This window comes from Acidovorax sp. GW821-FHT10A04 (genome assembly GCF_059415825.1).
In genome coordinates this window covers 234964-260986 of record NZ_JBWKNZ010000002.1, presented here as the reverse complement: position 1 = coordinate 260986, position 26023 = coordinate 234964, and the positions used below count along the sequence as shown (strand labels likewise).

General features: G+C 70.1%; 25 protein-coding genes. 14 read left to right on the top strand and 11 right to left on the bottom strand.

What is annotated here, in order from left to right; all coding sequences use genetic code 11:
• Window positions 1-95: 95 nt before the first annotated feature.
• Both ompR and AC07PF_RS05610 read left to right on the top strand, forming a co-directional pair.
• The gene (ompR, locus tag AC07PF_RS05615; protein WP_494611129.1) at window positions 96-836 is read left to right on the top strand and encodes an osmolarity response regulator transcription factor OmpR; all 741 of its coding nucleotides are present in this window, start codon (window positions 96-98) and stop codon (window positions 834-836) included.
• A complete protein-coding gene (locus AC07PF_RS05610; protein WP_494611128.1) occupies window positions 833-2185 on the top strand; it encodes an ATP-binding protein in 1353 nt (450 codons plus the stop codon). The genes ompR and AC07PF_RS05610 overlap by 4 nt, the downstream gene beginning before the upstream one ends.
• A 32-nt stretch (window positions 2186-2217) precedes the next feature.
• Here the strand turns inward: AC07PF_RS05610 and AC07PF_RS05605 are convergent, their stop codons facing one another.
• Window positions 2218-4188 (bottom strand): methyl-accepting chemotaxis protein, encoded by a 1971-nt coding sequence (locus tag AC07PF_RS05605; RefSeq protein ID WP_494611127.1) that lies wholly within the window; start codon window positions 4186-4188, stop codon window positions 2218-2220.
• A gap of 224 nt (window positions 4189-4412) precedes the next feature.
• Between AC07PF_RS05605 and AC07PF_RS05600 the strand changes: the two genes are divergently transcribed.
• Window positions 4413-4865: an acyl-CoA thioesterase gene (locus AC07PF_RS05600; RefSeq protein ID WP_007860216.1), complete on the top strand. Its 453-nt coding sequence runs from the start codon at window positions 4413-4415 to the stop codon at window positions 4863-4865.
• Between the two features lie 3 nt (window positions 4866-4868).
• Here AC07PF_RS05600 and AC07PF_RS05595 read toward each other — a convergent pair whose 3' ends face one another.
• Complete coding sequence (locus AC07PF_RS05595) at window positions 4869-6938, bottom strand: TPR end-of-group domain-containing protein (RefSeq protein ID WP_494611126.1); 2070 nt, start codon at window positions 6936-6938, stop codon at window positions 4869-4871.
• Window positions 6939-7079: 141 nt separating this feature from the next.
• Here AC07PF_RS05595 and AC07PF_RS05590 point away from each other — a divergent pair, with 141 nt between their 5' ends.
• Window positions 7080-7910, top strand: coding sequence for an AraC family transcriptional regulator (locus AC07PF_RS05590; protein ID WP_494611125.1), 831 nt, complete (start codon window positions 7080-7082; stop codon window positions 7908-7910).
• On the opposite strand, the gene AC07PF_RS05585 is transcribed toward AC07PF_RS05590, so the two are convergent.
• The 3 genes from AC07PF_RS05585 to AC07PF_RS05575 all read right to left on the bottom strand — a co-directional run bounded on the left by AC07PF_RS05585 (window position 7880) and on the right by AC07PF_RS05575 (window position 11605).
• Window positions 7880-8206 carry a DUF2834 domain-containing protein gene (locus AC07PF_RS05585; RefSeq protein ID WP_145693999.1) on the bottom strand — a complete coding sequence of 109 codons (327 nt, stop codon included), beginning with the start codon at window positions 8204-8206 and terminating at the stop codon, window positions 7880-7882. The two genes, AC07PF_RS05590 and AC07PF_RS05585, sit on opposite strands and share 31 nt — an antisense overlap.
• A gap of 123 nt (window positions 8207-8329) precedes the next feature.
• A complete protein-coding gene (locus AC07PF_RS05580) occupies window positions 8330-8668 on the bottom strand; it encodes a DUF4124 domain-containing protein (protein WP_494611124.1) in 339 nt (112 codons plus the stop codon).
• A gap of 18 nt (window positions 8669-8686) precedes the next feature.
• Window positions 8687-11605 (bottom strand): DNA topoisomerase III, encoded by a 2919-nt coding sequence (locus tag AC07PF_RS05575; RefSeq protein ID WP_494611123.1) that lies wholly within the window; start codon window positions 11603-11605, stop codon window positions 8687-8689.
• Between the two features lie 119 nt (window positions 11606-11724).
• Between AC07PF_RS05575 and AC07PF_RS05570 the strand changes: the two genes are divergently transcribed.
• The 4 genes from AC07PF_RS05570 to AC07PF_RS05555 all read left to right on the top strand — a co-directional run bounded on the left by AC07PF_RS05570 (window position 11725) and on the right by AC07PF_RS05555 (window position 14662).
• Entirely contained in the window at window positions 11725-12330 is a 606-nt protein-coding gene (locus tag AC07PF_RS05570) for an SET domain-containing protein (RefSeq protein ID WP_007856132.1), read from the top strand.
• A complete protein-coding gene (locus tag AC07PF_RS05565) occupies window positions 12327-13166 on the top strand; it encodes a biotin--[acetyl-CoA-carboxylase] ligase (RefSeq protein WP_145693995.1) in 840 nt (279 codons plus the stop codon). Before AC07PF_RS05570 ends, AC07PF_RS05565 begins: the two co-directional genes overlap by 4 nt.
• A gap of 13 nt (window positions 13167-13179) precedes the next feature.
• Window positions 13180-13845, top strand: a complete 666-nt coding sequence (locus tag AC07PF_RS05560; protein ID WP_007856130.1) for an SPOR domain-containing protein — start codon at window positions 13180-13182, stop codon at window positions 13843-13845.
• Between the two features lie 73 nt (window positions 13846-13918).
• The gene (locus tag AC07PF_RS05555; protein ID WP_494611122.1) at window positions 13919-14662 is read left to right on the top strand and encodes a DUF6882 domain-containing protein; all 744 of its coding nucleotides are present in this window, start codon (window positions 13919-13921) and stop codon (window positions 14660-14662) included.
• Window positions 14663-14956: 294 nt separating this feature from the next.
• Here AC07PF_RS05555 and AC07PF_RS05550 read toward each other — a convergent pair whose 3' ends face one another.
• Genes AC07PF_RS05550 through AC07PF_RS05540 form a run of 3 tightly spaced genes read right to left on the bottom strand, consistent with a single transcriptional unit; the run spans window position 14957 to window position 18152 of the window.
• Window positions 14957-15967: an MBL fold metallo-hydrolase gene (locus tag AC07PF_RS05550; protein WP_494611121.1), complete on the bottom strand. Its 1011-nt coding sequence runs from the start codon at window positions 15965-15967 to the stop codon at window positions 14957-14959.
• A gap of 58 nt (window positions 15968-16025) precedes the next feature.
• Window positions 16026-17474, bottom strand: coding sequence for a sensor histidine kinase (locus AC07PF_RS05545; protein WP_108016577.1), 1449 nt, complete (start codon window positions 17472-17474; stop codon window positions 16026-16028).
• Window positions 17475-17477: 3 nt separating this feature from the next.
• Window positions 17478-18152 carry a response regulator gene (locus AC07PF_RS05540; RefSeq protein ID WP_007860685.1) on the bottom strand — a complete coding sequence of 225 codons (675 nt, stop codon included), beginning with the start codon at window positions 18150-18152 and terminating at the stop codon, window positions 17478-17480.
• A 149-nt stretch (window positions 18153-18301) separates the two neighbouring features.
• Here AC07PF_RS05540 and AC07PF_RS05535 point away from each other — a divergent pair, with 149 nt between their 5' ends.
• Genes AC07PF_RS05535 through AC07PF_RS05525 form a run of 3 tightly spaced genes read left to right on the top strand, consistent with a single transcriptional unit; the run spans window position 18302 to window position 21606 of the window.
• Window positions 18302-18961 (top strand): response regulator, encoded by a 660-nt coding sequence (locus AC07PF_RS05535; protein ID WP_494603829.1) that lies wholly within the window; start codon window positions 18302-18304, stop codon window positions 18959-18961.
• Window positions 18958-20358, top strand: coding sequence for a sensor histidine kinase (locus tag AC07PF_RS05530; RefSeq protein WP_494611120.1), 1401 nt, complete (start codon window positions 18958-18960; stop codon window positions 20356-20358). Before AC07PF_RS05535 ends, AC07PF_RS05530 begins: the two co-directional genes overlap by 4 nt.
• Window positions 20359-20412: 54 nt before the next feature.
• Window positions 20413-21606, top strand: a complete 1194-nt coding sequence (locus AC07PF_RS05525) for a serine hydrolase domain-containing protein (protein WP_494611119.1) — start codon at window positions 20413-20415, stop codon at window positions 21604-21606.
• A gap of 4 nt (window positions 21607-21610) precedes the next feature.
• On the opposite strand, the gene AC07PF_RS05520 is transcribed toward AC07PF_RS05525, so the two are convergent.
• Both AC07PF_RS05520 and AC07PF_RS05515 read right to left on the bottom strand, forming a co-directional pair.
• Window positions 21611-22540 carry an N-formylglutamate amidohydrolase gene (locus AC07PF_RS05520; RefSeq protein WP_494603835.1) on the bottom strand — a complete coding sequence of 310 codons (930 nt, stop codon included), beginning with the start codon at window positions 22538-22540 and terminating at the stop codon, window positions 21611-21613.
• Window positions 22541-22676: 136 nt separating this feature from the next.
• A complete protein-coding gene (locus AC07PF_RS05515) occupies window positions 22677-23642 on the bottom strand; it encodes a tripartite tricarboxylate transporter substrate binding protein BugE (RefSeq protein ID WP_007860698.1) in 966 nt (321 codons plus the stop codon).
• Window positions 23643-23750: 108 nt separating this feature from the next.
• On the opposite strand from AC07PF_RS05515, the gene AC07PF_RS05510 reads away from it, so the two are divergent.
• The 3 genes from AC07PF_RS05510 to AC07PF_RS05500 all read left to right on the top strand — a co-directional run bounded on the left by AC07PF_RS05510 (window position 23751) and on the right by AC07PF_RS05500 (window position 25483).
• Window positions 23751-24680 (top strand): LysR substrate-binding domain-containing protein, encoded by a 930-nt coding sequence (locus tag AC07PF_RS05510; RefSeq protein ID WP_007860700.1) that lies wholly within the window; start codon window positions 23751-23753, stop codon window positions 24678-24680.
• Between the two features lie 66 nt (window positions 24681-24746).
• The gene (locus AC07PF_RS05505; RefSeq protein WP_007860703.1) at window positions 24747-24959 is read left to right on the top strand and encodes a helix-turn-helix domain-containing protein; all 213 of its coding nucleotides are present in this window, start codon (window positions 24747-24749) and stop codon (window positions 24957-24959) included.
• A gap of 17 nt (window positions 24960-24976) precedes the next feature.
• Window positions 24977-25483, top strand: a complete 507-nt coding sequence (locus tag AC07PF_RS05500) for a Clp protease N-terminal domain-containing protein (RefSeq protein WP_494611118.1) — start codon at window positions 24977-24979, stop codon at window positions 25481-25483.
• A gap of 7 nt (window positions 25484-25490) precedes the next feature.
• Here AC07PF_RS05500 and AC07PF_RS05495 read toward each other — a convergent pair whose 3' ends face one another.
• A complete protein-coding gene (locus tag AC07PF_RS05495) occupies window positions 25491-26015 on the bottom strand; it encodes a MarR family winged helix-turn-helix transcriptional regulator (protein ID WP_494611117.1) in 525 nt (174 codons plus the stop codon).
• Window positions 26016-26023: the final 8 nt, after the last annotated feature.

Here is a 26023-nt window from a genome sequence, read left to right as displayed (position 1 = left end):
TGGGCGGCCCGATGTATGACAAAGCATGACGAAGCGGCCTGCCGCAGGGCTTTGCGCCCTACCATTGCCCCATCCCGTTTGCATGCACCCTCCCCATGACCGATGCCCTGGCCCGTATCCTGGTGGCCGATGACGAGCCCGACCTGCGCGCCCTGCTGCAGCGCTACCTGGGCGACCAGGGCTACGCCGTGCGCACGGTGGACGGTGCCGGCCCGCTCGACACGCTGCTGGCGCGCGAGCGCTTCGACGTGCTGGTGCTCGACGTGATGATGCCGGGAGAGGACGGCCTGTCCATCTGCCGGCGCCTGCGCGCCCAGGGCGAGACCATTCCCATCCTCATGCTCACCGCGCGCGGCGACCCGGTGGACCGCATCGTCGGCCTGGAGATGGGGGCCGACGACTACCTGCCCAAGCCCTTCAACCCGCGCGAGCTGCTGGCCCGCGTGCAGGCCATGGTGCGGCGCCAGCGCATGCTGGGCGCACACACCGGCCCGGTGCAGGCCGGTGGCTGTATCCGCTTCGGCGACTTCACCCTGTGGGTGGACGAGCGCCGGCTGTCCCGCGATGGGCAGGACCTGCCGCTGACCAGCGGCGAATTCGCCCTGCTGCAGGCACTGGCCCGGCAGCCGCGCCGCCCCCTGGGCCGCGACCGGCTGATGGCCCTGGCCTACGGGCCCGACCACGAGGCCACGGACCGCAGCATCGACGTGCAGGTGATGCGCCTGCGCAAGCTGATCGAGGCCGACCCGGCGCAGCCGCGCCACATCCGCACCGTCTGGGGCGTGGGCTATGTCTTCATGCCGGACGGCTCCGCGCCTGCCGGGGGCGCGGGATGACCGCCGCTGCGCCCGTGCACAGCGGGTGGCCGCGCAGCCTGCTGGGGCGCAACCTGTTGCTCATTGCCGCGCTGGTGGTGCTGAGCCAGCTGTGTGCCGTGGTGCTGGTGCGCCAGATGGTCTTGCAGCCGCGCGTGGCCCAGGCGGCCGACGGCGTGGCGCGCAATGTGGTGGCCCTGCGCGCCGGGCTGGGGGTGCTGCCGCCCGCACAGCGTGCCGCCTTCGTCGAGGCCTTCAACCGCCAGGCGAGCCATGCCGCCATGCAGACCGGCGAGCCGCCCTCCCCGCGCCAGCGCGCCCTGCTCTCCCCGCTGGAGCGGCGCTTCGTGCAGGCCGTCGTGCGGCGGCTGGAACAGCAGGCCGAGCCCGGCGGCGATGCCGGGCCGCGCTGGCGCCGCGATGGCGCGGGCCTGCTGGCGCTGCGCGTGGCGCATGGCGGCACCGATTACTGGCTCACGCTGCCCCATGTCTTTCCTGCGCGCGAATTCACGGGGGCCTGGCTCATGGCCACGGTGGCCGGTGGGCTGCTCGCGCTGCTCGGCGCCTGGTGGCTGCAGCGCCACCTGAACCGGCCATTGGCCCGCGTGGTGGCCGCCGCGCAGCAACTGTCCCGCGGGCAGCCACCCAAGGCCTTGCCCGAGGATGGGCCACAGGAGATTGCCACCGTGGCGCGCAGCTTCAACCTGATGGCGCGCAGCCTGGCCGAGGCCGATCGCGAGCGCGCGCTGATGCTGGCCGGTGTCTCGCACGACCTGCGCACCCCGCTCACCAAGCTGCGCCTGGGGGTGGAGATCGCCCAGGCCCAGGTGGATGCGCCGCTGGCGGCCAGCATGGCGCGCAGCATCGAGGAGATGGACGCCATCGTCGGGCAGTTCCTCGATTTCGCGCGCCTGGGCGATGGTGAAGCGGCCACTGCGGCCTCGCTCGATGAACTGGCCCAGGCCGTGGCCGAGGCGCAGGCCGACCATGGCCGTGTGGTGCTGCTGGAGCTGGGCAACGTGCCAGCCGTGCCGGTGCACGCCCAGGCGCTGCGGCGCGCGCTGGACAACCTGGTCGAGAACGCCTGGCGCCATGGCGCTGCGCCCGTGGTGCTGCGCACCGGCGCCAGCGCGCAGCATGCATGGATCGAGGTGGCAGACCATGGTGCCGGCATGGCCCCGGACGAGCTGGAGCGCCTGCGCCAGCCCTTTGCCCGTGGGGGCGGGGCGGCGCGTTCGGGCACTCCAGGGGCCGGCCTGGGCCTGGCCATCGCGGAAAGGGTGGCGCGCGCCCATGGCGGCACGCTGGAGCTGCACAGCGCCGCGGGCGCCGGCGTGCGCGCCCGGCTGGTGCTGCCGCGGTCGGCCTGAGCTCTGGAACAGGTCCCGAGGCCTGCTCAGCCTCAGCGCAGGCGCGGCATGGAGGGTGCCGTGGGGACCGTATCGCCGATGCGGAACACCGAAACCACCTGCACCAGTTCCTCGGCCTGGCTTTGCAGGCTGCCCGCGGCCGCCGCCATCTCCTCGACCAGGGCGGCGTTCTGCTGCGTGGCCTGGTCCATCTGCGTCACGGCCTCGCCCACCTGGGCCACGCCCAGCGACTGCTCGTGGCTGGCGGCACTGATCTCGCCCATGAGGTCGTTCACCCGGCCGATGGCCGTCACCACCTCGTGCATGGTGCTGCCGGCGCGCTCCACCAGCTGGTTGCCCTGCTGCACACGCTCCACGCTGGCATGGATCAGCGTGCGGATCTCGCGCGCGGCCTCGGCACTGCGCCCGGCCAGGCTGCGCACCTCGCTGGCCACCACGGCAAAGCCCCGGCCCTGCTCGCCGGCGCGGGCCGCCTCGACGGCGGCATTGAGCGCCAGGATGTTGGTCTGGAAGGCGATGGAGTCGATCACGCCGATGATGTCGGCGATCTTCTGCGACGCGGCGCTGATGCCCTGCATGGTCTGCACCACCTGGGTGACGACCTCGCCGCTTTGCACTGCAACGGTGCGCGCTTCGCCGGCCAATGCACTGGCCTGGCGCGCGCTGTCCGCATTCTGGCGCACGGTGGAGCCCAGTTCCTCCATCGAGGCGGCGGTTTCTTCCAGAGCGCTGGCCTGGCTCTCGGTGCGTGCCGACAGGTCGTGGTTGCCCTGCGCGATCTGGGCGCTGGCCGTGGCCACGCCCTCGGAGCCCGCGCGCACCTGGCCCACCACGTCGGTCAGTTGGCGGCGCATCTGCACCAGGGCCGCCATGAGCTGGCCCACTTCATCGCTGCCATGGGGCTCTGCCGTGGCCGTGGCGCGCAGGTCGCCCTGGGCCACGGCATTGGACAGCTGCACCGCCTGTGCCAGCGGCACGGTGATGGAGCGCGCGAAGCCGCGTGCCAGCACGATGGCCGCCACCAGGGCCAGCGCCAGCAGGCCGAGCTGCCACAGCAACTGCCGCTGCAGGCCTGCGACGCGCTCCTGCAGGGCGCCGTTGAGCAGGTCCATGGCCTGGGCATTGAGGGCATAGAGTGCGTCGATGGTGCGCGTGAACTCGTCGAAATAGTCCGAGGCCGGCGCCGAGAGCTCGGTGGCCTGGAGGATGTCCCTGCCGGCGCGCTGCAGCGCCTGCTGGACCTGCGTGTCCACCGCCTGGGCCGCGCCGCCCAGGGCCAGGCGAAAGGCCGGGTTGTGGCCCATGGCGCGTTCCAGGCTGCGCAGCGTGTCGCCCTGCAGCTCCACCACGCGCTGCTGCAGCGCCACCAGCCCACCCTTGCCCTCGGGGGCCAGGGCCTTGCTGCTCAGCGCGGCAGAGCCTTGCGCGCGCATCACGCCGAGCTTTTCTCCGAGCATGGGCACGTGCACCAGCGAGGCCTGGACCAGGGCATTCGTGTCCTGGCCGGGGTCGAGCGCCAGTCCGTAGTGGTGGAGCAGGGTCTCGTTCAGGCGCATCACCCCGGCAATGAGCTGGGTGTGCTGCGCTGTGCTCTGGGCCGGCTGCAGGTTGCGCGCCGCCACAGCCTGCTCCAGGGCCTGCCAGGTCTGGTGCAGCTGCTTCAAGGTGCTGTCTTCGGCAGCGGGCGCGCCGGCCTGTGCCAGCCGGGTGCTCGCCTCTGCCAGGGCCTTGTCCACCGCCTCGCGCGCGGCGGGCCGGCGCGCGGCCAGGGCCTCGTTGCCGCCCAGCATGCTGGCCGAGAGACCCCGGTGCACCTGCATGCCCTGCACCAGCTTGTTGAGCGCCAGCAGCGCAGGGGCGCCGCGCGCCTCCTGGCGTGCGGCGGCCATGTCCTGCAGCGCATCGCGCACGTGCATGGAGGTCGGCAAGGCGATCATCCCCAGGGCGATCAGCCCGAGAACCAGGAATTTGCGGGCCAGAGGCAGGCGGTGCAAGGAGGACATGGCGAAGAGCGGCAGCCGTTGCATGCGCGGGGTTGCGGCCCCGGCGCGGCGCCGGGTCGGGGGCAGGGGGGGTCCCCGGCCTTTCAGCAAGCGACATGCCAGATGCGCCGGTGCTGCGCCGCAGGTCGCCCCAACACGCCCGTTCGGTGGGTGGCGGTGCGTTCCTACAGGGTGCAGGGCGCTTAATCGGATATACCGACAGCAGCTTCCGAGGAGACCACCGCATGCATTCCATCACCCTGCGCTTTCTGGCGTCGCACACCGCCCCGTCGGCGTCCGGCCGCATCTACGGCGGCACGGTGCTGCGCTGGATGGACGAGGCCGGCTTTGCCTGTGCCAGCGCCTGGGCCGGGGACAACTGCGTGACGGCCTTCATGGGCAACGCCAGTTTCGACCGGCCCATCCACCCCGGTGACCTGGTGGAGGTGCAGGCCAGCCTGGCCCACACGGGCGAGACCAGCATGAACATGCTGATCGAGGTGCGCAGCGGCGGCATCCGGGAAAAGGAGCTGCGCCAGGTCACCCATTGCGCAGCCGTCTACGCAGCACTGGACGAGGACGGTGCACCCCGTGCGGTGGACAAGTTCACGCCCGAGACTCCGGGCGACATGGCCCTGGCCGAGCGTGTGAACGCCCAGGTGGAGGCCGCCCGCCCCGCTGCAGGCACAGCCCACTGAGGGCTAGCTGGCGTTGACGACCTGCAGGAAGTCGGCGTCCTGCCGGTACCGGTCGAAATCCGTGTCCTGCAGGAATTGTGAAGGGGGCTTGCCCAGGCTGCGCGCCCTGGCTGCCGCCTGCAGCATGCGCGCCTTGTCGCCCGTGAGGGCGTAGTAGCAGGCCAGGTTGTACATCAGCGTTGCGTTGGTCTGCACCGCCGGGTCGAAGCCGGAACCGATCAGGGTTGCCATCACGGCCTGGGCCAGGTCGGGCTCGTTGGTGTGCAGGGCAAAGGCCAGGGTCTGGCTGGCGATCACCCCGACGTTGTAGACCTCCTTGTCGTCGCGGCGGTACTTGCCCACGTGCGGGTAGACCTGGGCCAGGTAGTGGCGCACCAGGCGCGAGGACGAGGCGAAATCCCGCTGGCCGTTGAAGTGGTTGACCAGCTGCGCATAGGCGTGGGTGATGTCCGAGGACAGGTCCTGCGCGCGCTGCAGGTCCTGCGCCAGGTCCTGGGCGGCCTGCAGGAAGGCGGGCAGTGCACCGGGCGAGCGCTGCGCGGCGCTGTTCGCTTCCCTGAGCACGCGGAGCGTCTCGGCGCGCGTGGACGCGGGGCGTGGCGGCTGGCCCAGGTAGGCGATGCGGGCGCCTGGCAGGGCCTGCTGCAGGCTGCCGCTGCGCAGCAGCACCGATATGCCCGACACCGGGCCTTGCAGGTCGGGCACCTGCACCACCAGCTCCACGGGGCCTTTGCCGCCAGCGAGCCGCTCGAAGGCCGCTCGGGTTGGCGCCGCGGGCAGGTCGATGCGCAGCCGGGTCTCTTCTTCCTCGGACGATGCGGTCCACTGCAGCGTCAGCGCAACCGGTGGTTCGCGCAGCGCAGGCCACAGCGCTTCCATCGGGATCTGCGGTCCCAGGCCGGCGATGCGCTGGCGTGCCTCGGGCTTGCGCAGCCAGGTGTGTGCGGCAGGCGCGGCCGCAAACTCCACGTTGCCGCTCACCGCGTACGAGTGGGTCGTGGGTCCGTTGAACACCGGGCGCCAGGTGCCGGCCTCGCGGTCCGTGGCAGGCGCCGGCACGGCCCCGCGGGGGCGCACCACGTACAGGCCGATGTCCTTCTCGTAGTGGCGCAGCAAGGCCTCCTCGCCCGGGTGGTGCAGGTAGCTGCGCGGGTGCACCGTGAACCAGGGGTTCGCGCCCGGCAGTGCCGGTGACAGGTCCCACCAGGCCATGTTGGGAAAGTGGTACTTGCCATCCTCGCGGGGGATGAAAGCCTTGAACCTGAGCACCTCGCCGCCCACGCGCAGCTCCGTGGAGGCATCGCCGAACCAGTAGCGGCTGGGCAGGTTGCCAGGCACGCCCAGGGCCTTGAGGGCCACGCCTACGGTGGCACCGAGCAATTGCCCGCTGATGCCCTCCTCCAGGTGCAGACGGCGGCGCTGGAAGTCCACCACCCGGGCGTGCGAGGCATCTGGCGGCGAGCGGTAGAAGTCCTCGGGCTCGATCTCCTGCCAGCCCTTGCGGGCGGGGCGGTAGCCATCAAGGCAGGTGGCGTTCCAGCCCAGTTTCTCGTCCGAATGGCTGCGCTGGCGGCAGTAGGTGTCCACCTTGTCGCGCCAGCGGGTGATGTCCAGGACCCATGCCTTGCCGCCCGACAGCAGGTAGGCCCAGGCGCTGGTTTCGTTGCGGCCGAATTCCACGTGTTCGGCGCGGTCCAGCTCGGCAAACAGCTCGCCCTGCGACAGCCGGTTGCCGTCCACGGTGGGGGCGTACGCTTTGCGCTGCCGCTCGCCGCTGTACACCCAGTCGGTGTAGTACTGCGGCGTGAAGACGATGCCCGAGGTGTGGATTCCGCTGGGCACGCGCAGGCTGTCCAGCAGTTCCCCTTGCGGGCCGAATTTCCACAGGTAGCCACCGGCCACGGCCACCAGCTGGCGTGTGCGCGGCAGCGCGAACAGGCCCTCCACCTGGCCGTGCAGCACCTTGCGCACTTCCAGGTTCTGCGATGCCGCGGTGTTGTCGGACAGGCGCGGGTAGTCGGGAGGCGGTGCCGACGGCCTGGCGCCGGCGGCCAGGGGCAGCATGGCAGACATGGTCAGGAGCGCAAAGGTGCGGAGCAGAGAGCGGTTCATGCAGGAGGGGCGGCGAAGGAGCCGCCATTCTGGCCCAGGCCCCGGGCCTGCCACCCCCCGTCGGTGCTGCCGAAGTTGTGCCAAATTGTGCAAAATTGGGCGGTGCAGCGCTTTGTCCCTTCCCCTTGCGATTTGCAGCCCTGGCTGGAGGGGGCGGTGGCCGTGGACAGCCCGGCCGAACTGCAGGGCTCGCAGTTCCCGGCCATGGTGGGCAGCATGCTGGTCGTGCGCCTCGAAGGCGAGGTGCTGCGTGACGGCACGGTGCTGCCTGCCGCGGCCTGGATCAGTGCCAGCACGGTGGCCACGGCCTATGTGCACCAGGGCCGTGTGCGCGCCGTGGGGCTGATGCTGCGGCCCGAGGCGGTGCCGTCGCTGCTGGCCGCCGGGCGGGGCGTCGTGAACGCGGTGCGGCCCATGGCGACAATGGCCGCAGCGTCCTGGGCCCTTGCCGAGCAGGCCATCCGTGCGGCGCCCGATGACGAGGGCCGCATCGGCGCGCTGTGGCAGTTCGTGCGCCAGGAGCGGGCCTCACAAGCGCAGTGCGAAGAGCGCCTGGTGCAGGCCAGGGCCTTGCTGGAGCACGCAGGCGCGAGCGCGCAGGGCACAGCGTCGTTTTCGGGCGTGGGGCCGCGCCAGTTCGAGCGGCGCTTTGTCGCCGAGTGGGGCATGACGCCCAAGCAGTTCCAGGTCATCGCCCGGTTCAGCGCCACGCTGCAGCACGCGATGGCCGTACCGACGGAGCCCGGTGCGCACCTCGCGGCCGACCAGGGCTACTACGACCAATCGCACATGGCGCGTGACATGCGCAGGCTGGCAGGCCAGCCCCTGCAGGGGCTGGTGCAGGAGGCGGCCCGGAGTTCACCCAGCGCGCATTGGCCCTTGCAGGTCGGCGCGCAGGCGCATCAGGCGGCAGATTCGCCGCGCAGGCGCTGAGCCAGGTACAGGGGCAGCGCGAACGCCAGGCCGATGCCGAAGCAGGCCGCCACGTAGGCCCAGCGCCACGCCCCGAGGCGGCGGTCACTGGCCACCCAGGCCGAGAACGCCACGGCTGCGAGGTACACGTCCACGGTGATGCCGGTGGTCAACGCGTTGGCGGCGGCATCGCGCCAGTACACGTCGGGCGCGACGCTGCCCCCGCCCTGGAAATACACCAGGTTGAAGTACCAGGGGACGGCCATGCCGGCAATGGCCAGGAGGAAAAGAAAACCGCGCAGGTGTTTTTGCTGCATGTGTCAGGGGCCCGCACCGTGGCAGGCGTTGGGTGGATCAAGGACCCCTGAGACTAGGCTTGCAAGCCCTCTGGCGATAGGAAAAATGCGACATGGCCGGCGCGCTGCGTGCCGGCTCCGTGCTCACTGTGCGCGCGGGAAGGAGGTGACCGAACCTTCCACCTTCTGTTCCTGGCTGCCCGGCGGGCAGGCCTCGTCGGTATAGACCGTGCGGCCGTCCTGGGTGCATTTGCGCAGCTGGGGCACTGGGGCCGAGGCTGCCCCACGCGTACCCGCGGCAGCACCCTGCGCGGTTTTCTTCTCGGGAGGCAGGGAATCCTCACCGGGGCGGTTCATCTTGCTCCAGGCCTTGTCGACCCAGGGCCGGACCTGGGGCAGCCATTGGTCGGCCGTCCACCAGGCCGTCCCGGCGGCCGCCAGCACGGCCAGTGTCCAGAGCGTGGGTTTCCAGGGGTTGCGCATGGCCGTGGCCCCCTCCCATCAGCCCAGGTGCTGGCCCAGGATGCCGGCCAGCTCGAACATGCCGGCCGAGTCCTTGCCGAACACCGCGCGCAGCTTGTCGTCGGCGACGATGGTGCGCTTGTCCTTGGGGTCCTGCAGGTTGTTCGCCTTGATGTACTCCCAGAGCTTCTTCACGGCCTCGGGCCGGGCCACCGGCTCGGTGCCGATGACGGCCGCCAGCGCGGCACTGGGGGCAGCGCCTGCGGTGGCCTTGCGCGGCGCCTTGGCGGCGGCGGTCTTGGTGGCCGCGGCCTTCTTGGCCGGCGCTTTCTTCGCGGCAGCCGCCTTGGCCGGGGCCTTGGCTGCGGCCGTCTTGCCGGCAAAGGCGCCAGCGGCGGGCTTGCGCGGCGGGAACTTGCTCGGCGCGAACTCGAAGTTCACCTTGCCGGCTTCCTTGTCCCAGGCCAGGAAGGCCTTGAACGCGCGGCGCGTGCGCATGGAGACGAACTTGTCGAGCAGATCGGTCTTGCCCGTTTCCAGCAGCTTGTGCATCTGCTCGCGCTCCACCGGCTGCTGCAGGATGATCTTGCCGCTCTTGAAGGTGCAGCTCGGCGTGGGCTGGGCGGCGGTGGGCACGGCCTTGCTGCACACGTAGTTGGCGCCGTGCTCGTGCACGCCGGCACCGCAGATCGGGCAGGGGCCCAGGGACGCATCGGCAAACTCCACCAGCTCGCCCGATTCCTCGGCGTTCTTGTCGTCGCCGAAATCGAACTCGAGCTTGTAGTTGTGCGCCTCGTCGTCGTACTTGATGACGATCTCGGACGTGAACGGCCAGCCCGCCTTGGAGCGGAATCCTTCGAGTGGCCCGATCTTCTTGTCGCGCAGCAGGGCCTCGGCCTCGGCGGTCTCGAAGGTGCGGCCCGCAGGCGACTTGCCGAAGCTGAAGCCGCAGGGCTCGGCACCGGGCTTGCCCACGCAGGCGAAGCGGCGGTAGTTTTCCTTGACCACGCCGCCGCAGTTGGGGCACGGGGTTTCCAGTGTGGCGTAGTCGCCCGGGATGGTGTCGCGGTCGTATTCCTTGGCCTTCTTGACCATGCGCTCGGTCATGGCGGCGATGTCGGCCATGAAGGACTCGCGGCTCAGTTGCCCCTTTTCCATCTGCGAGAGCTTGAACTCCCATTCGCCCGTCAGGTCGGCGCGGCACAGCTCCTCGACCTCCAGCCCGCGCAGCAGCGTCATGAGCTGGAAGGCCTTGGCCGTGGGGATGATCTCGCGGCCTTCGCGCAGCATGTACTTCTCGGTCAGCAGGCCTTCGATGATGGCCGCGCGCGTGGCAGGCGTGCCCAGGCCTTTTTCCTGCATGGCCTCGCGCAGCTCGTCGTCGTCGATCTGCTTGCCGGCGCTTTCCATGGCGCCCAGCAGCGTGGCTTCGGAGTAGCGTGCCGGGGGCTTGGTCTTGAGGCCCTTGGGGTCTACCTGCTCGGTGCGCACGGTCTCGCCGGGCTTCACGGGCACCAGGTTCTGGCCCTTGTCGCCGTCCTTACCACCCTCGACCTCGTCGGCCGCTTCCTTGCCGTAGATGGCCAGCCAGCCCGGCTTGACCAGGACCTTGCCCTCGGTCTTGAAGCTGTGGCCCACGGCGGTGCTGATGCGCGTGGTCACCGTGTACTCGGCGCTCGGGAAGAACACCGCCATGAAGCGGCGCACCACCAGGTCGTACAGCTTCTGCTCGGCCTCGGACAGGCCGCTCGGCGCCTGCAGCGTGGGGATGATGGCAAAGTGATCGCTCACCTTGGCGTTGTCGAAGATGCGCTTGGAAGGGCGCACGTAGTTGTTGGTCAGCGCCGTGCGCGCGTGCGGTGCCAGGTGGCGCATGCTGCTGTCGGCCAGCATCTCGAAGGTCTGGCGCGCCACGGGCAGGTAGTCCTCGGGCAGCGCGCGCGAATCGGTACGCGGGTAGGTCAGCGCCTTGTGGCGCTCGTACAGGCTTTGTGCCAGCGCCAGCGTGGTCTTGGCCGAGTAGCCGAACTTGCCGTTGGCCTCGCGCTGCAGGCTGGTCAGGTCGAACAGCAGGGGCGATGCCTGGGTCGTGGGCTTGCTTTCCTCGGTGACGGTGGCCTTCTGGCCGCGCACGGCATCGGCAATCGCCTGGGCCTCGCGCTGCGACCAGACGCGGTCGGCGCGCAGCTCCACGTCCTCGCTTTTCTTCCACTTCGGGTCGAACCACTTGGCGGGGTACTCGCCCGCCTCGGCGGCGAAGCTGGCGTGCACTTCCCAGTAGTCGCGGCTCACGAACTTGCGGATCTTCTCCTCGCGCTCCACCACCAGCGACAGCGTGGGCGTCTGCACCCGGCCCACGGTGGTCAGGAAGAAGCCCCCGTCACGTGAATTGAAGGCCGTCATGGCCCGCGTGCCGTTGATGCCCACCAGCCAGTCGGCCTCGCTGCGGCTGCGCGCGGCATGCGCCAGGCCCGCCATCTGCTGCTCGCTGCGCAGGGCGTCGAAGCCATCGCGGATGGCCTGGGGCGTCATGGACTGCAGCCACAGCCGCTTGACGGGCTTGCCCAGGGGCTTGGCGCCGCCGGCGTACTGCTCGATCAGGCGAAAGATCAGCTCCCCTTCGCGGCCCGCGTCACAGGCGTTGATGAGCTGCGTCACGTCCTTGCGCTTGGCCTGCTTGACCACCGCGTTCAGGCGCGTCTTGGTCTTGTCCACCGGCTTGAGGTCGAAGTACGGCGGGATCACCGGCAGGTGGGCAAAGCTCCACTTGCCGCGCTTCACGTCGAATTCCTCGGGCGCCTGGATCTCCACCAGGTGGCCCACGGCGCTGGTGACCACATAGCGGTCGTTCTCGAAGTGGTCGTCGTGCTTGTCGAACTTGCCCGCCACCGGGGTCAGTGCGCGCACGATGTCCTGCGCCACCGAAGGTTTTTCTGCAATTACCAGGGTCTTGGTCATTTTTTGGTTTCTCGCCAGTCTGGCTGTCCGGCATCCGGCCGGTCGCTTCTACAATTCGTTGCCTCACGCGTACACGCGCACGCGCATGTGTGCATATTCAAGTTAACAGAGTTTTTGCCATGCCCCGCACCGCATCGACCGCCGCCCCTTCCCATCCATCGGGCCGCCGCATCCAGACCAGGCGCTCGGGCGTGCACGGCAACGGCGTTTTTGCCGTGCAGGATATTGCAGAGGGCGAAGTCCTTGTTGAATACACGGGCGAAGTGATCGGCTGGGAGGAGGCGCAAGACCGCCACCCCCACGATCCCCTGCAGCCCAACCATACCTTCTATTTCCATGTGGATGAAGACCGCGTGATCGACGCGAAGTTCGGCGGCAACTCCTCGCGCTGGATCAACCACAGCTGCAACCCCAACTGCTACGCCGACGAGCGCGATGGCCGCATCTTCATCACCGCGCTGCGCAACATCGCTGCCGGTGAAGAGCTCAACTACGACTATGGCCTGATCATCGACGAACCCTACACCAAGAAGCTCAAGGCCGAGTACCCCTGCTGGTGCGGCAGCGACAACTGCCGGGGTACCCTGCTGGCGCCCAAGCGCGGCTGGCGTCCTCCGATGCCGCCCGAGCCTGCTGCACCGGCGCGTAAAAAAAGTAACAAAAAGAGCGACGGCGGCGCCGAGGCCCTCCAGACGGCGCAGCCCGCGCAGGGCGCCAGGCCATGACCGCACTCTCCCTGCGCTGGCCTGCCGAAGCCCTCTGGGAAGCCGTGGTGCCCCAACTGCCGGGCTTTTCCGTCGAGGTGCTGCCCAGCATCGACTCCACCAACACCGAACTCATGCGCCGTGCGCGCGCGGGCCTGTGCGACCCCACCCTGCTCGTGGCCGAGCAGCAGACGGCCGGGCGTGGGCGCCTGGGCCGGGCCTGGCAGAGCGACGTGGGCGCCTCGCTCATGATGAGCCTGGGCCTGCCCCTGGCTCCGGCCGACTGGTCGGGCCTGTCGCTGGCCGTGGGGGTCAGCGTGGCCGAGAGCCTGCAGCCCGTACTGCCTGCCGCCGGGCAGGCGCCCCGCGTCGGACTCAAGTGGCCCAATGATCTGTGGATCACCGGCGACCGCAAGCTCGGCGGCATCCTGGTCGAAACCGCGAGCTTCGTGGCGCCGCAGGGTGCCCCGGCGGAGCGCGCCCCGGCGATCCGCTATGTGGTCGTGGGCATCGGCATCAATGTGCTGCCGCGCAGCGGCGAGGGCATGAGCATGCCGCCGGCCAGTCTGCAGGAGCTGGAACCTGGCCTCACGGCCCCCGAGGCCTTGCTGCGCATCGTGCCGCCCCTGGTGGCCATGCTGCAGTCCTTCGAGGGCTACGGCTTCTCCCCGATGCAGGCCCGCTTCGCGCAGCGCGACATCCTGCAGGGCCGCGCCGTGGCGCTCAGCGATGGGCAGGCGGGCACGGCCCACGGCGTGGGCGAGGATGGTGCCCTGCTGGTACAGACCGCCAGCGGCATGCAGGCCGTCACGAGCTCGGAAATCAGCGTGCGGCCCAGCCCCGTGCTGCCGTCATGAAAGAGGGAGCTGCATGCTGCGCCTGCTCATCCTGATCCTGCTGCTGGCCAATGGCGGCTATTTCGCCTGGTCGCATGGGCATCTGCGCGAATGGGGCCTGGCGCCCGTGCAGGAAGGCGAGCCCCAGCGCATGGGCCAGCAGCTGCGCCCCGAGACGCTGCAGATCCTGCGGGCCCGCTCCAACAGCCCGACTCCCCCGCCCCCCGTGGCCGAAGCCGCACCTGCCTCAACGGCCACCGAGTGCCTGCAGGCCGGTGTGTTCGACGAGCGCCAGGCCGATGCACTGCGCAGCGCTGCCGGTGGCCTGCCGCAGGGCAGCTGGGCGCTGGAGTCCACGCCCCTGCCCGGCCGCTGGATGGTTTACATGGGCCGCTTCGAAGACCAGGAGGCCCTGGACAAGAAGCGCGCCGAGCTGCGTGCGCGCAAGGTGGATTTCGACCGGCCGGGCGGCACGCTCGAGATCGGCCTGTCCCTGGGCCGCTTTGCGACCGAGGAGGCCGCCAAGCGCGAGCTGGTGGCCCTGGGCGAGAAAGGTGTGCGCACCGCCCGCGTGATCCAGGAGCGGCCCGAGTCCACGGGCTTCACGCTGCGCCTGCCGGCCGTGACCGAGGGGCTGCGTCCGCAACTCGATACGCTGCGCGGCGCGCTGGCCGGCAAGGCGCTGCGCAGCTGCAGCTGAGCTGCCGGCGCATGCGGGCCGTGCGCACACAGGCGTCCGATGCCGTCCCCTTTTTCCTTGCGAACCTGATCCCATGACCGAAGAAGCCTCTTCCATCCAGTGCGGCGAGCACGGCGAAGCCACACCCACCTATGTCTGCGGCCACCTGCACGGCAACCCCGCGCAGCGCTGGTTCTGCGACGCCCCCGAGGTCGACTACCCCTTTCCCGACGCCTGGTGCGCCAGTTGCAATGCCGAGCTGATGAAGGAAGGCGGCGAGTGGAACGAGCGCAACGAAGGCTGTCTGGACCTGAAGATCCTCTGCCACCATTGCTACCAAAACGCCATGGCCCAGAGCGTCGGCGCCATGGCCGAGCCGCAGCAGCATGCCTGGGAAGATGCCGTGGTCGACGCCCACCATGCGCTGGTCCACAAGCAGCAGGCGCTCGAAGCGGACCACGGCATCTCGCGCTTCGAGCGCTGGGATTACGACCAGGCGCAGGGCACGCTGACCTTCTCGCACGAGGGGGTCCCCAAGGTCGTGGCGGACATCGAGTTCATCGGCTCGGTCTCCAAGGCCAGCGGCACCTGGCTCTGGGCCTGGGCGAACTTCGGCAACCATGCCAAGGTGAGCACCCGCATACCGGCCGTGCGCGAATGGGGTGAGGTGCAGGGCTTTCTGCCATTGACCGTGCCACGCTGGGATGCGGACGTGACGGACGGCTGGGAGCTCTCGGGCGTCGCCGCCCAGGTGCTCGGTGCGCGCGGGGTGTACCGCGCGCCCTCCGACAATGGCTACCTCTTCATGGCGCTGATGTCGGTGCGTGCGGTGGGGTAAGAGCCTGTTCAAAGTCTTTTTGCAGCCGCGTTGGGGCGCAATCGGGATGAGTGGATGCTTTGGATGCGCTGCATGGGCTCATGCCCATACAAGCAGCCGGGGCGTCCAATCGCCCGATTTCGCCCCAACCCTTCGGGCAAGTGCCTTTTCGGGCGGTTTGCGGCGTTGCGGCGCTTGTTGATAGCTGAGCTATCAACTGCGCACCGCGCCTAGCATCCCATCCCGAAAAGGGACTTGCGCGGTTTCAAAAAGACTTTGAACAGGCTCTGAGGGCCGCCTGGTGCGGCGCCCTGGCTACAGCGGGATCGCCCGCGTCTCCCCGTGCCGCAGCAGCCAGACGCGCTCGGCCGGCACGCCGCGCTCGGCCAGCGCCGCGGCCAGGTCGCGCGGCGGGTGGTCGAAGGCCTCCTGGGTGAGTGCAAAGGTGCCCCAGTGCACGCCCATGGCCTGGCGTGCCTCGACGTCCAGCATCAGCTGCACGGCATCCGCGGGGTTCACGTGCATGGGCTTCATGAAGTCGCGCGGCAGGTAGGCGCCGATCGGCAGGGCCAGGAAGTCCACGGCGCCCAGGCGCTGGCGGATGGCCTTGAAATCGCCGCTGTAGCCCGTGTCGCCCGGGAACAGGAAGCGCCAGGGCTGCGCCACATCCGGCCGGTTCCATTCCAGCAGGTAGCCGCCCCACAGCGAGGCATTGGTGTCGTTCAGGCTGCGCCGGCTCCAGTGCTGGGCCGGGGTGAAGTGCACGCGTACACCGGGCGCCAGCTCCACGCTGTCCCACCAGCCGAGCTCCGTGGTGTCGGCCATCCCGCGGCGCAGGAACCAGTCCCTGAGCCCCAGGGGCACGATGAAGCGCGGGTTTTGCCCCGCTGCGCGCAAACGCTTCAAGGTGGCGCTGCACAGGTGGTCGTAGTGGTTGTGCGAGACCAGCACCGCGTCGATGCGCGGCAATTGCTCGGGCGTGAGCGGCGGCGGTACGCGCCGCGGCGCGCCAAAACGGCCCAGCGGCCCGGCATGGCTGGCCAGCGTGGGGTCGATCAGCACATTCAGGCCCGCCACCTGCAGCAGCATGGAGACATGGCCCAGCCAGGTCACCACCGGCGCCCCGTGCCGCTGCGCCAGCAGCGCATGGTCCACGGGCTGCGTCCAGTCGCGCACGAAGCGTGCGTAACCCCCGGCGGGCTCGGTGCGCGGCTTGAAATCACCGCGCAGCGAGCGCCAGGCCATCTCGTACCAGGGGAAGTTGCCGATCACGACCTGGGCATCGGTGTTACGAAAGCGGCGCGGCGGCGAAGCGGAAGGGGGCATGGGGTCTCTGGCGGAAGGGGGTTGCATGGTGCCTTGGACTGGCGTTCCCGGTGCTTGCTCAGGTGGGGGCGTGCTCGCTGGCTGCAAAGCGCACGCTGAAACGTGCCCCTGGCGGCTGCATGCCCGGGTGGGCGTCTTCGAGCTGCACCTCGGCCCCGTGCTTGCGCGCGATCTCCAGCACGATGGGCAGGCCCAGGCCCGAGCCGTCGGCGTCGCTGCCGAGCGCGCGGTAGAAGGGCTGGAAGACCAGATCGCGCTCGGATTCGGGCACGCCCGGGCCCGAGTCCTCCACCTGCAGCAGCAGCACCCGGCCGAAGGTGTCGGCCAGCACGCGCGCGGTCACCACGCCGGGCCGGTCGGGTGCCGACGGGGTGTAGTTGAGCGCGTTGTCCACCAGGTTGCGCACCAGTTCCTTGAGCAGCGTGGGGTTGCCGTCCACCCAGACGCCGGGCGAGCCGGGCTCGGCCCCGTCGTAGCCCAGGTCGATGCGTTTTTCGAGCGCGCGCGGCACCGAGTCACGCACCACCTCGATGGCCAGGCGCGCCAGGTCGCAGGGCTGGCGCGCAAACCCCACACCGCTGCCCTCGGCGCGCGCCAGGGCCAGCAGCTGGTTGACGGTGTGCGTGGCGCGGATGCTGGAGCGCCCGATCTGCTGCAGCGAGCGCTTGAGCTCCTCGGTGCTGGTGCCCTCGCGCTGGGCCAGGTCGGCCTGCATGCGCAGGCCTGCCAGCGGGGTCTTGAGCTGGTGCGCCGCATCGGCCAGAAAGCGCTTTTGCGTGGCCAGCGAATCGTGCAGGCGCGTGAGCAGGTCGTTCACCGAGGAGACCAGGGGCGCCACCTCCAGCGGCACGGTGCGGTCGTCCAGCGGCGACAGGTCGTCGGGGTTGCGCGCGCGGATGCGCTGCTCGAGCTGGTTCAGCGGCTGGATGCCGCGCGCCAGCGCCAGCCACACCAGCAGCACAGCCAGCGGCAGGATCACGAACTGCGGCAGCATCACGCCCTTGATGATTTCGGTGGCCAGCACGCTGCGCTTCTCGCGCGTCTCGGCCACCTGCACCAGCGCCAGGGGGCTGTCCTTCAGGGGCAGGCGCACCCAGATGTAGGCCACGCGGATGTCGATGCCGCGCAGCTCGGCATCGCGCAGCCGCACCTCGCCGGGCATGGGCACTTCGTCGGAAGGGGGTGCCGGCAGTTCGCGCTCGCCCGAGAGGAACTCGCCGCTCACGCCCTTGACCTGGTAGTACACCACGTCGGAATCGTCGGCACGCAGGATTTCGCTGGCCGGCTGGGGCAGGTTGAACTGCACGGCCCCTTTTTGCACGCCCACGAGCTGGGCCAGGGCATGGGCGTTGTACTCCAGCGCCCGGTCGAATGGCTTGTTGGCCAGGCCCTGGGCCACCAGCCAAGTCAGCGCCAGGCTCACGGGCCACAGCAGCAGCAGCGGGGTGAGCATCCAGTCCAGGATCTCGCCGAACAGGGAGCGCTGCTCGCGCTGGAAGATTTTCAAGGACTAGCCCGGGATCTTTTCGAGGCAGTAACCCAGGCCGCGCACCGTGGCAATGCGGATCGGGCCGCGCTCGATCTTCTTGCGCAGGCGGTGGATGTAGACCTCGATGGCGTTGTTGCTCACCTCCTCGCCCCATTCGCACAGGCGCTCGACCAACTGCTCCTTGCTCACCAGGCGCCCGGCGCGCTGCAGCAGCACCTCCAGCAGGCCGAGCTCGCGCGCGGACAGCTCCACCATCTTGCCGTCGATGGTGGCCACCCGGCCGGCCTGGTCGTAGACCAGCGGGCCATGCTTGATGGCGCTGCTGGTGCCGCCCATGCCGCGGCGCGTGAGGGCGCGCACGCGCGCTTCGAGCTCCTGCAGGCTGAAGGGCTTGGCCATGTAGTCGTCGGCGCCGAAATCCAGGCCCTTGACGCGCTCTTCCACGCTGTCGGCCGCGGTGAGGATCAACACCGGCAGGGCCGAACCCCGGCTGCGCAGCTTCTTGAGCACCTCCAGCCCGTGCATGCGCGGCAGGCCCAGGTCCAGGATCAGGAGGTCGAACTCGTTGTTGGTCAGCAGCGCGGCATCGGCCTCGCTGCCGCTGGCCACGTGGTCCACCACGGCACCGGAGCTGCGCAAGGTGCGCAGCAGGCCATCGGCCAGCACCTGGTCGTCTTCGGCAATGAGGATGCGCATGCGGGTGTCTCCTGGTGGGCGGCCTGTAGGGCAGGTTCTGGGTTGGATTCTAGGGCGTGCCATCGGTTCAGTGCCGGCCCTCGCCGGTTGGCGCCGAAAGCGCGCGGCCTTTGGCTGGGTGCAAGCCTGGCGCATGGACAATGCGCGCCATGCACATCCTGCTCATCGAAGACGACCTGGACCTGGGGCAGGCGCTGCTGCAGGCCCTGCAGCTCGATGGCTTCACCGTGCAATGGCTGCGCAGCGCGGCGGCGACGCCGCCCGTGCCCGATGCCGACGAGGTGGCCGCGGTGCTGCTCGACCTGACCTTGCCCGACGGCCAGGGCATGGCGCTGCTGCGCCGCTGGCGCCGCGCTGGCCTGGCGCTGCCCGTGATCGTCATCACCGCCCGCACGGCGCTGCAGGACCGGATCGACGGCCTGGACGGCGGGGCCGATGACTATGTGCTCAAGCCCTTCCATGTGCCCGAGCTGCTGTCCCGGCTGCATGCCGTGCTGCGGCGCAGCGCCCGGCAGACCAGCGACGAGTGGATGCTGGGCGCCCTGCGGATCGCACCGCGGCGGCACGAAGCCTGGCTGGACGAGGTACCCCTGGCGCTGTCGCCGCGCGAATTCCGGCTGCTGCTGGAGCTGGCGCGCGAGCCCGGCACGGTGATCGCCAAGAACGTGCTGGCCCAGCGGCTCGAACCGCTGGGCGATGCCCTGGACGCCGCCACGCTGGAGGTGCATGTCTCCAACCTGCGCAAGAAGATCGGCGCGGAGCGCATCGCCACCGTGCGCGGCGTCGGCTACCGGCTGCAACAGCCATGACGGCGCCGGCGCTGCGGCCACGTTGGTGGGGCCCCAGCCTCACGCGCCGGACCTTGCTGGCCCTGCTGGCGGCCATGGCGCTGGTATGGCTGGTGCTGCTGGCCCAGGAGGCTCGCAACCACTACGCAGCGATGGACAGCAACCCGGGGGTGCGCCAGCTGGCCCAGGGCCTGGCGGTCCCTCTGAAGGCCATGCCCGATGTGGTCGAGGCGCGGGCGCTCGTGCGCGGCATGGCCCAGGCCCTGAATGCCATGCGCACCGACGTGGCCCTGCTGCAGGGCGATAAAGTCGTGCTGCAACTGCAGGACGCGCAGGGACGGCTGGTGCACAGCAGCGCTGCAGACGTGCCCGGGGTGGCCCTGGCCGGGCCTTCGGGCCATGCGCCCATGGAGATTGCCGGCCGAACCTACTGGGCGGCCTGGGAATCCGCCGGCGCCTGGCGCGTGCTGGTGGCCGAGCCGCGCCTGTCCGATGCGCGCCTGCTGGGCTTCATGGGCGAAGACCTGGCGATGTCGGTGCTGCTGGCGCTGCCCTTGGTGGGCCTGCCCTTGTGGCTGGCCGTGCGCACCGGCCTGCGCCCGCTGGAAAAGCTGGGGGCGCAGATTGCCGCGCGCTCGGCGCAGGACCTGCGGCCCTTGCAGAACCTGCCGGCCGAGCGGGAGTTGCGGGGGCTGGCCCAGGCCTTCGACGCCTTGCTGGGCCGGCTGCGCGGGCACCTGGCGCGTGAGAAAGCCCTGGTGCACGACGCGGCCCACGAATTGCGCACGCCGATGGCGGTGATCGCCGCCCAGGCCCATGTCCTGCTGCAGGCACCGGAGGGGCCGGTGCGCGCGCAGGCCGCCGACGCCCTGGTGCAGGCCCTGCAGCGTGCAGCGCACCTGAGCGAGCAATTGCTCACCCTGGCGGCACTGGAGGAGTCCCCCAGCCTGCGGGCGGGCCCACTGGACCTGGTGGCCCTGCTCCAGGATTGCGTGGTGCAGCGCAGCCCCTGGGCCGACGGCCTGGGCGTGGAGCTGTCCCTGGAGGCACCGGAACGCTGGGTGCTGCCGCTTGACCGCCAACTGCTGTGGTCGGCGCTGGGCAATGTGCTGGACAACGCCCTGCGGCACGGATGCGGGCCAGGCGCCGGGCGCGAGGTGCTGGTGCGGGCCACGCAGGAGGGCGCGGAGGTGGTGGTCTGGATTGCGGACGACGGGCCGGGCATCGGTGTGAACGAACAGGCGCAGGTGTTCGAGCGCTTCTGGCGCTCGCCGCGCGCGCGCAGCAGCGGATCGGGCCTGGGGCTCACCATCGCACAGCAGGCCGTGGCCCACCTGGGCGGCAGCGTCACCCTGGGGCCGGGCCTGCACGGGCGCGGCGTGGGGTTCACGCTGCGCTGGCCCGCGGCCTTTGGCTGAGCCCAAGGTTCGGGTTCCAACAATCGGGCATCTTCTTTTTTTGTACGAGATGCCATGCAGCTTCCGATCCTTCCCGCGGCGCCCCGTGCCGCCCTCCCTCGCCGCCAGTGGCTGGCCTTCCTGGGACTGGGTACCCTGCTCACCGCCTGCGGCGGCGGTGGTGTTGGTGAGTCCTTCGATCCGGAGCAGGTGCGCCTGCAGTCGCACGCCAGCGCCCTGGTGACCGAGGGGCTGGTCGGCACCGCCGTGGGCTGGGCCGATGTCCGTGAGGTCCGCACGGCGGTGGCCGGCCTGCGCCGCCTGGGGGGCCGTGCACTGCTGGAGCCAGGCGACCTGATGGCCATCGGCTCCAACACCAAGGCCATGACGGCCTGCGTGGCGGCCAGCGTGGTGGACCAGGGGCTGCTGCGCTGGGACAGCACGCTGGCGCAGGTGCTGCCTGAACTGGCCCGTGACGCGCTACCCGCCTACCGCCACATCACGCTGCGGGCTCTGCTGGACCACCGTGCCGGTGTCATGGCCTTCACGGCCCCGGCGGACATTGGCCTGTTCGAGCAGCAGGCCGGGGAGCCGGTGCTGGTGGGGCTGCAGCAGCCTGCCGAGGTCGAGGCGTTCTTTCTGCGCTGGCTGCTGCAGCAGCCGCCCATCCCTGCCACGGGGGCGTTGCCGGGCTATGCCTACTCCAACGCCGGCTATGCACTGGCGGCCCGGATGCTGCGCGCTGCCACGGGCCTCGGCTGGGCAGACCTGCTGCGCCAGCGCGTTGCCCAACCCCTGGGCCTGGCCCTGTTCGTGGGTGCCCCCCTGCGCCATGGGGGCCACCAGCCCCAGGGCCACGAGGTCGTGGGTGGGCGCCTGCAGCCCCAGGCCCTGCCCGAGGCGCCGGAGCGGGCCTGGTTCGAGATCCTGGAACCCGCCGGAGCGGTGAGCCTGACCGTGCGCGACGATGCCCTGTGGCTGCAGTGGCACCTGCGGGCCCTGCGCGGCGAGGCCACACCCCTGCCCCGAAGCTATGTGCAGGCGCTGCAGGGGCTGGGCCGCACACCGGCCGACAACTGTGTGCTGGGCTGGGTGGCGCAGACCGAGCAGGGTTCGGGGTGGCTGGTGCACACCGGGCAGACGCTGGGATTCCAGGCCGTCTCCGTCGTGGCCCTGGACGGATCCCGTGCCGGCCTGGCCCATTCCAACGCGGTCGCCGGGGACAGCCTGCCGCGGCTGTTCCAGGCGGTCACCGGGCTGCTGTCCTGAAGGGTCAGCGCGGGTCGTGGGCCAGCAGCTTGTCCACCAGCGCCCGCAGGTCGGTGCGCAGCCGTGCCATGCCCTCGGGGTGCTGGGCCAGGGTGGTCTCGTCCATGTACAGCCGGCGGTTGATCTCGAGCTGGATGCTGTGGCGGTGCGCAGCCGGGTCGCTGTAGCGGCGCACCAGCTCCACGCCCTTGTAGGGGTGGTTGTGCTCCACGCTGTAGCCGCAGCCGCGCAGGTGTTCGCAGACCAGGGCCGAGAGGGCGGGGCTGGCGGTGGTGCCGTCGCGGTCCCCGACCACGAAGTCGGCATGCACCAGACCCGGGAAGTCGGTGGCGTGGCTGGCGGCCACGGCGGGCATGGAGTGGCAGTTGATGTGGATGCTGTAGCCGTGCCGTGCGTGCGCGGCATCGATGGCCTGCTGCACCGCGCCGTGGTAGGGGCGCCAGCAGCGCTCGATGCGCGCGCGCACCTCGTCCACCGTGAGCAGGCGCTGGTAGATGGGCTCGCCTTCGTCGGTGAACTTCCAGATCAGGCCCTTGCCCAGGCGCACCTTGGAGAGCACGCGCGGGTCGGTGGAGATGGGGTCGGGCCACTCACCGTCGAGCAGCGTGGTGTCCAGTTCGGTGGTGTCGCGGTTGGCATCGAGGTAGATGCGCGGGAAGTGGGCTTCGACCCAGGCCACACCCAGCGGCGGGGCGAAGTCGTAGATCTTTTCGACGTGGGTGTCTTCGGCGCGGCGCAGCGTGGGCAGCTCGCAGGCGGAGCCGAAATCGTCGGGGTAGCGGGTGCCGCTGTGCGGCGAGTCGAGCACCAGGGCGGTGGTGCCGGGCAGGTAGGTGAAGGTTGTCGCAGGCGCCAGCGGGGTGCCGGGGGAACCGGTGGCACCGGGCTGGGCCTGCTGGAATCGTCGGTTGATCAGTTTCAAAGCGGCATGCATAGGCAGAGTGTGCGCAATAAGGGGCGGCTGGCCTAGCCGCCCGGACCGGTTGGAGACTATGGTTATCCCTGAAGGGATGCCATGGGCCTCACCAGCTAGGGCCTTTGCAGGCCCCCTGTCGGGGACCTGGGGAAAATCAGTCCAGCGCGATCCTGGCGTAGGCCGCCACGCGCTTCATCTTCTCGATCTCGCGCACCAGCTGGGCCGAGAAGTCCTTGGGCGTGGTGCCCGAGGGGTACAGGCCCTGGCCGGCCAGGCGCTCGCGCACCGCAGGTTCCTGCAATGCCTGGGCCACGGCCTGCTGGATGCGGTCCACGGCGGCCGCGGGCGTGCCCGCAGGGGCCACCAGGCCGAACCACGACGGGTCGTTGTTGTTGGCAAAACCCAGCTGTGCATAGGTGGGGACGTCGGGCAGCACGTCAAGCCGCGTGGGCCACGAGACCGCCAGCGCCTTGAGCTTGCCGGCCTTGATGTGCGGCAGCGAGGAGGCCACCTGGTCGAAGTACACGGCCACCTGTCCGGCCAGCACGTCGTTGATGGCCGGGCCTGCACCACGGTAGGGGATGTGCACCATGGAGGTGCCCGTGCTGCTCTTGAACAGCTCGCCCCACATATGGCCGATGGTGCCGTTGCCGGGCGTCGCGAACGACACGCGGCCGGGGTTGGCCTTGAGGTACTTCACCAGGTCGGCGAAGTCCTTGACGGGCAGTGCGGTCGGATTCACCACGACCACGCCGGGGGCCTTGACGATCTCGGTCACGCCCACGAAATCCTTGATCGGGTTGTAGGGCAGCTTGCTGTACACGGCCGGGTTCACGCCATGGGTGGACAAGGTGGCCACACCCAGCGTGAGGCCGTCGGCCGGGGCGCGCGCCACCTCGGCCATGCCGATGGAGCCGCCTGCGCCGGCGCGGTTGTCCAGCACCACGGGCTGCTTGAGGATGCGCACCAGCGACTCCTGCAGTGCGCGCACGGTGATGTCGGTGGCACCCCCGGGCGGAAAGGGCACGACGATGCGCAGGGGCTTGGCATCTTGCGCCAGGGATATTCCAGGAACGAAAGATGCGGCAGCCAGGGTGGTGAGCAGATGACGGCGTTTCATGAGCGGTTTTCCTATGGAGGGGCTTTGAGGTTAATGGATCCGGTACCCTCTACCAAGCAATGGATGTGCCTGATAACATTCCAATATGGAATGATTTGAGAACTTACTATGTCGTCTCTTCGCCGCCTGTCTCCACCCCTGCACTTGCTGCGTGCGTTCTCCACCGTGACCCGGTTCGGGGGCGTCTCGCGCGCAGCCGAAGCGCTGCACCTGACCCAGAGCGCTGTGAGCAAGCAGGTCAAGGAGCTGGAGGGCTGGGTGGGTGTGCCGCTGTTCGAGCGCAGCCGCAAGCGCCTGGCCCTGACCCCGGCGGGCGAGCGCTATGAAAAGGCCGTGCGCGCCGTGCTCGCGCAGCTCGAAGCGGCCACGTTGGAGCTGATCACCAGCGACGATGGGGGTGGCGCGCTGCACCTGTCGAGCCTGCCGACCTTCGCGGCCAAGTGGCTCATCCCGCGGCTGCCGCAGTTCCAGCAGCAGCACCCGCAGGTCACGCTGCACTTCGTGCCCTATGTGCACAGCTACAACTTCGAGCGGCCCGAGCTCGATTGCGCCATCCTCTTCGGCGACGGCCACTGGCCTGGAGCCCATGCCCACTACCTCACGGGTCAGGACGTGGCGCTGATCGCACCGCGCACCCGCGTGGCGGACTGGGCCATCGACCACCCGCGCGATGTGGCGCGCCACACCTTGCTGCGCCATGTCACGGTGCCCGAGGCCTGGCTGCGCTGGAGCGAAACGCATGGGGTGCAGGGGCTCAACCCGCTGGCCGGCCCGCAGTTCGACCAGTTCCAGTCGATGATCCGTGCGGTGATGGCCGGCATGGGCCTGGCACTGGTGCCGCGCTGCCTGGTGCAGGACGAGATCACCAGCGGCCTGGTGCGCGAGCCCCTGCCCGGCTGCGGCTACCAGAGCGAGGTGGGCTACTGGTTCTGCTACCCCGAGGGGCGCAACCAGCTGCAGACCCTGCAGCAGTTCCGTCAGTGGCTGCTGGCTTGTGCCGAGCCTGCGTCCGCCGCTGCACTGCTGCCGCCTGCATAGGCAGCTTGGCTGGCCCAGGGTCAACTGTTGTTGACGGATTTCGAGTCGTCAACTACAGTTGACGTCATGCAGGCACTCCCCTCCCTTCCGTCGCCCGAAGATCCCGAAGCCGCGCTCGCTTCCGTGGTGGCCTTGCGCCAGATGGCCGACCGGCTCGAGGCCAATGCCGTCGCTGCGGCGCTGCGGCAGGGCTGGTCCTGGGCGCAGATCGCGCAGGCGCTGGGTGTCAGCAAGCAGGCCGCGCACAAGCGGCTGTCCGCCCATGTCCCCCGATCCTGAGACAAAGGAGTTCCACCATGTTCCGCAAGCTGCAGCACCGTTTCCAGAGCATGCGCACCTTGAGCCGGCTGTGCACGGATGCCGAGGCCCATGCCCGTTCGCGTGGCCAGCCCGCGCCGGGCGCCGAGCACTTTCTGCTCGCAGCCATGGACCTGCCCGACGGCTCGGCGCGGCGTGCCTTCGAGAGTGTCGGTGCCGATCCGGCGGCCGTGGGTGAGGCCATCGAGCGCCAGTACCGCGAGGCCTTGCAGGCCGTGGGCGTGCAAGGCCCTTTGGCGCCCGCGGCCGCTCTGGACGCCCCAGCGGCGGCCGGCCTCTACCGCGCCCAGCCCTCGGGCCAGGAACTGGTGCAGGCCCTCGCCCGTTCTAGCAAGGAGCAGGCGGGCCCCTTGCTGGGGGCGCATGTGGTGGCCGCCATCGCGGCCATGCCGCAGGGCGTGGCCGCGCGCACGCTGCGGGCCCTGGGGATCGATGCCGCGAGGCTGGTGGCTGCCGCCCGGGCCCAGGTGCCGTCGGCCGCCTGAGCGGGGTTCACGGCGCCTGCATGCCGGCGGCATCGCCGCCTGCATAGGCCTCCAGCCCGATGGCCACCACCGTGGCCACGTCCTTGCCCACCTCGCTGCGGAACTCCGCCTCGGCCTGGGCCACCGCATCGCGAAAGGCCTGCAGCCACGCCAGGCCTGTGGAGGTGAAGCACACGCGGCGCGCGCGCGCGTCCAGCGGGTCCGCCGAGCGCGTGACCAGGCCCCAGGCCTCGCACTGGTCCACCAGGGTGGCCATGGCCTGCTTGGTCATGCCGGCGCGCTGGGCCAGATCGGTCAGACGGTCGCCCTGCAGCGCCAGGTGGCGCGTGATGTGCACGTGCGCGGCGCTCACCTGGTCGCGCGCGGCCAGGTTGGACAGCGCCAGTGGCACCTCCACGTTGTGCGCCATGAGCTGCAGCACCCGGGCGTCGAAGCGGCGCATGGCATGGCCGAGCAGGCGACCCAGGTGGGTCTGGCGCCAGCCGTCCTCGGCGGGGGTGGGCGGCGGTGCCGCAGGCAAGAAATCAGGCATGCAATATT

Bases quoted from the DNA above. Each gene is read 5' to 3' on its own strand.
- ompR (WP_494611129.1), top strand. From the start codon at position 96: ATGACCGATGCCCTGGCCCGTATCCTGGTGGCCGATGACGAGCCCGAC.
- AC07PF_RS05610 (WP_494611128.1), top strand. From the start codon at position 833: ATGACCGCCGCTGCGCCCGTGCACAGCGGGTGGCCGCGCAGCCTGCTG.
- AC07PF_RS05605 (WP_494611127.1), bottom strand. From the start codon at position 4,188: ATGTCCTCCTTGCACCGCCTGCCTCTGGCCCGCAAATTCCTGGTTCTC.
- AC07PF_RS05600 (WP_007860216.1), top strand. From the start codon at position 4,413: ATGCATTCCATCACCCTGCGCTTTCTGGCGTCGCACACCGCCCCGTCG.
- AC07PF_RS05595 (WP_494611126.1), bottom strand. From the start codon at position 6,938: ATGTCTGCCATGCTGCCCCTGGCCGCCGGCGCCAGGCCGTCGGCACCG.
- AC07PF_RS05585 (WP_145693999.1), bottom strand. From the start codon at position 8,206: ATGCAGCAAAAACACCTGCGCGGTTTTCTTTTCCTCCTGGCCATTGCC.
- AC07PF_RS05580 (WP_494611124.1), bottom strand. From the start codon at position 8,668: ATGCGCAACCCCTGGAAACCCACGCTCTGGACACTGGCCGTGCTGGCG.
- AC07PF_RS05575 (WP_494611123.1), bottom strand. From the start codon at position 11,605: ATGACCAAGACCCTGGTAATTGCAGAAAAACCTTCGGTGGCGCAGGAC.
- AC07PF_RS05570 (WP_007856132.1), top strand. From the start codon at position 11,725: ATGCCCCGCACCGCATCGACCGCCGCCCCTTCCCATCCATCGGGCCGC.
- AC07PF_RS05565 (WP_145693995.1), top strand. From the start codon at position 12,327: ATGACCGCACTCTCCCTGCGCTGGCCTGCCGAAGCCCTCTGGGAAGCC.
- AC07PF_RS05560 (WP_007856130.1), top strand. From the start codon at position 13,180: ATGCTGCGCCTGCTCATCCTGATCCTGCTGCTGGCCAATGGCGGCTAT.
- AC07PF_RS05555 (WP_494611122.1), top strand. From the start codon at position 13,919: ATGACCGAAGAAGCCTCTTCCATCCAGTGCGGCGAGCACGGCGAAGCC.
- AC07PF_RS05550 (WP_494611121.1), bottom strand. From the start codon at position 15,967: ATGCCCCCTTCCGCTTCGCCGCCGCGCCGCTTTCGTAACACCGATGCC.
- AC07PF_RS05540 (WP_007860685.1), bottom strand. From the start codon at position 18,152: ATGCGCATCCTCATTGCCGAAGACGACCAGGTGCTGGCCGATGGCCTG.
- AC07PF_RS05535 (WP_494603829.1), top strand. From the start codon at position 18,302: ATGCACATCCTGCTCATCGAAGACGACCTGGACCTGGGGCAGGCGCTG.
- AC07PF_RS05530 (WP_494611120.1), top strand. From the start codon at position 18,958: ATGACGGCGCCGGCGCTGCGGCCACGTTGGTGGGGCCCCAGCCTCACG.
- AC07PF_RS05525 (WP_494611119.1), top strand. From the start codon at position 20,413: ATGCAGCTTCCGATCCTTCCCGCGGCGCCCCGTGCCGCCCTCCCTCGC.
- AC07PF_RS05520 (WP_494603835.1), bottom strand. From the start codon at position 22,540: ATGCATGCCGCTTTGAAACTGATCAACCGACGATTCCAGCAGGCCCAG.
- AC07PF_RS05515 (WP_007860698.1), bottom strand. From the start codon at position 23,642: ATGAAACGCCGTCATCTGCTCACCACCCTGGCTGCCGCATCTTTCGTT.
- AC07PF_RS05510 (WP_007860700.1), top strand. From the start codon at position 23,751: ATGTCGTCTCTTCGCCGCCTGTCTCCACCCCTGCACTTGCTGCGTGCG.
- AC07PF_RS05505 (WP_007860703.1), top strand. From the start codon at position 24,747: ATGCAGGCACTCCCCTCCCTTCCGTCGCCCGAAGATCCCGAAGCCGCG.
- AC07PF_RS05500 (WP_494611118.1), top strand. From the start codon at position 24,977: ATGTTCCGCAAGCTGCAGCACCGTTTCCAGAGCATGCGCACCTTGAGC.
- AC07PF_RS05495 (WP_494611117.1), bottom strand. From the start codon at position 26,015: ATGCCTGATTTCTTGCCTGCGGCACCGCCGCCCACCCCCGCCGAGGAC.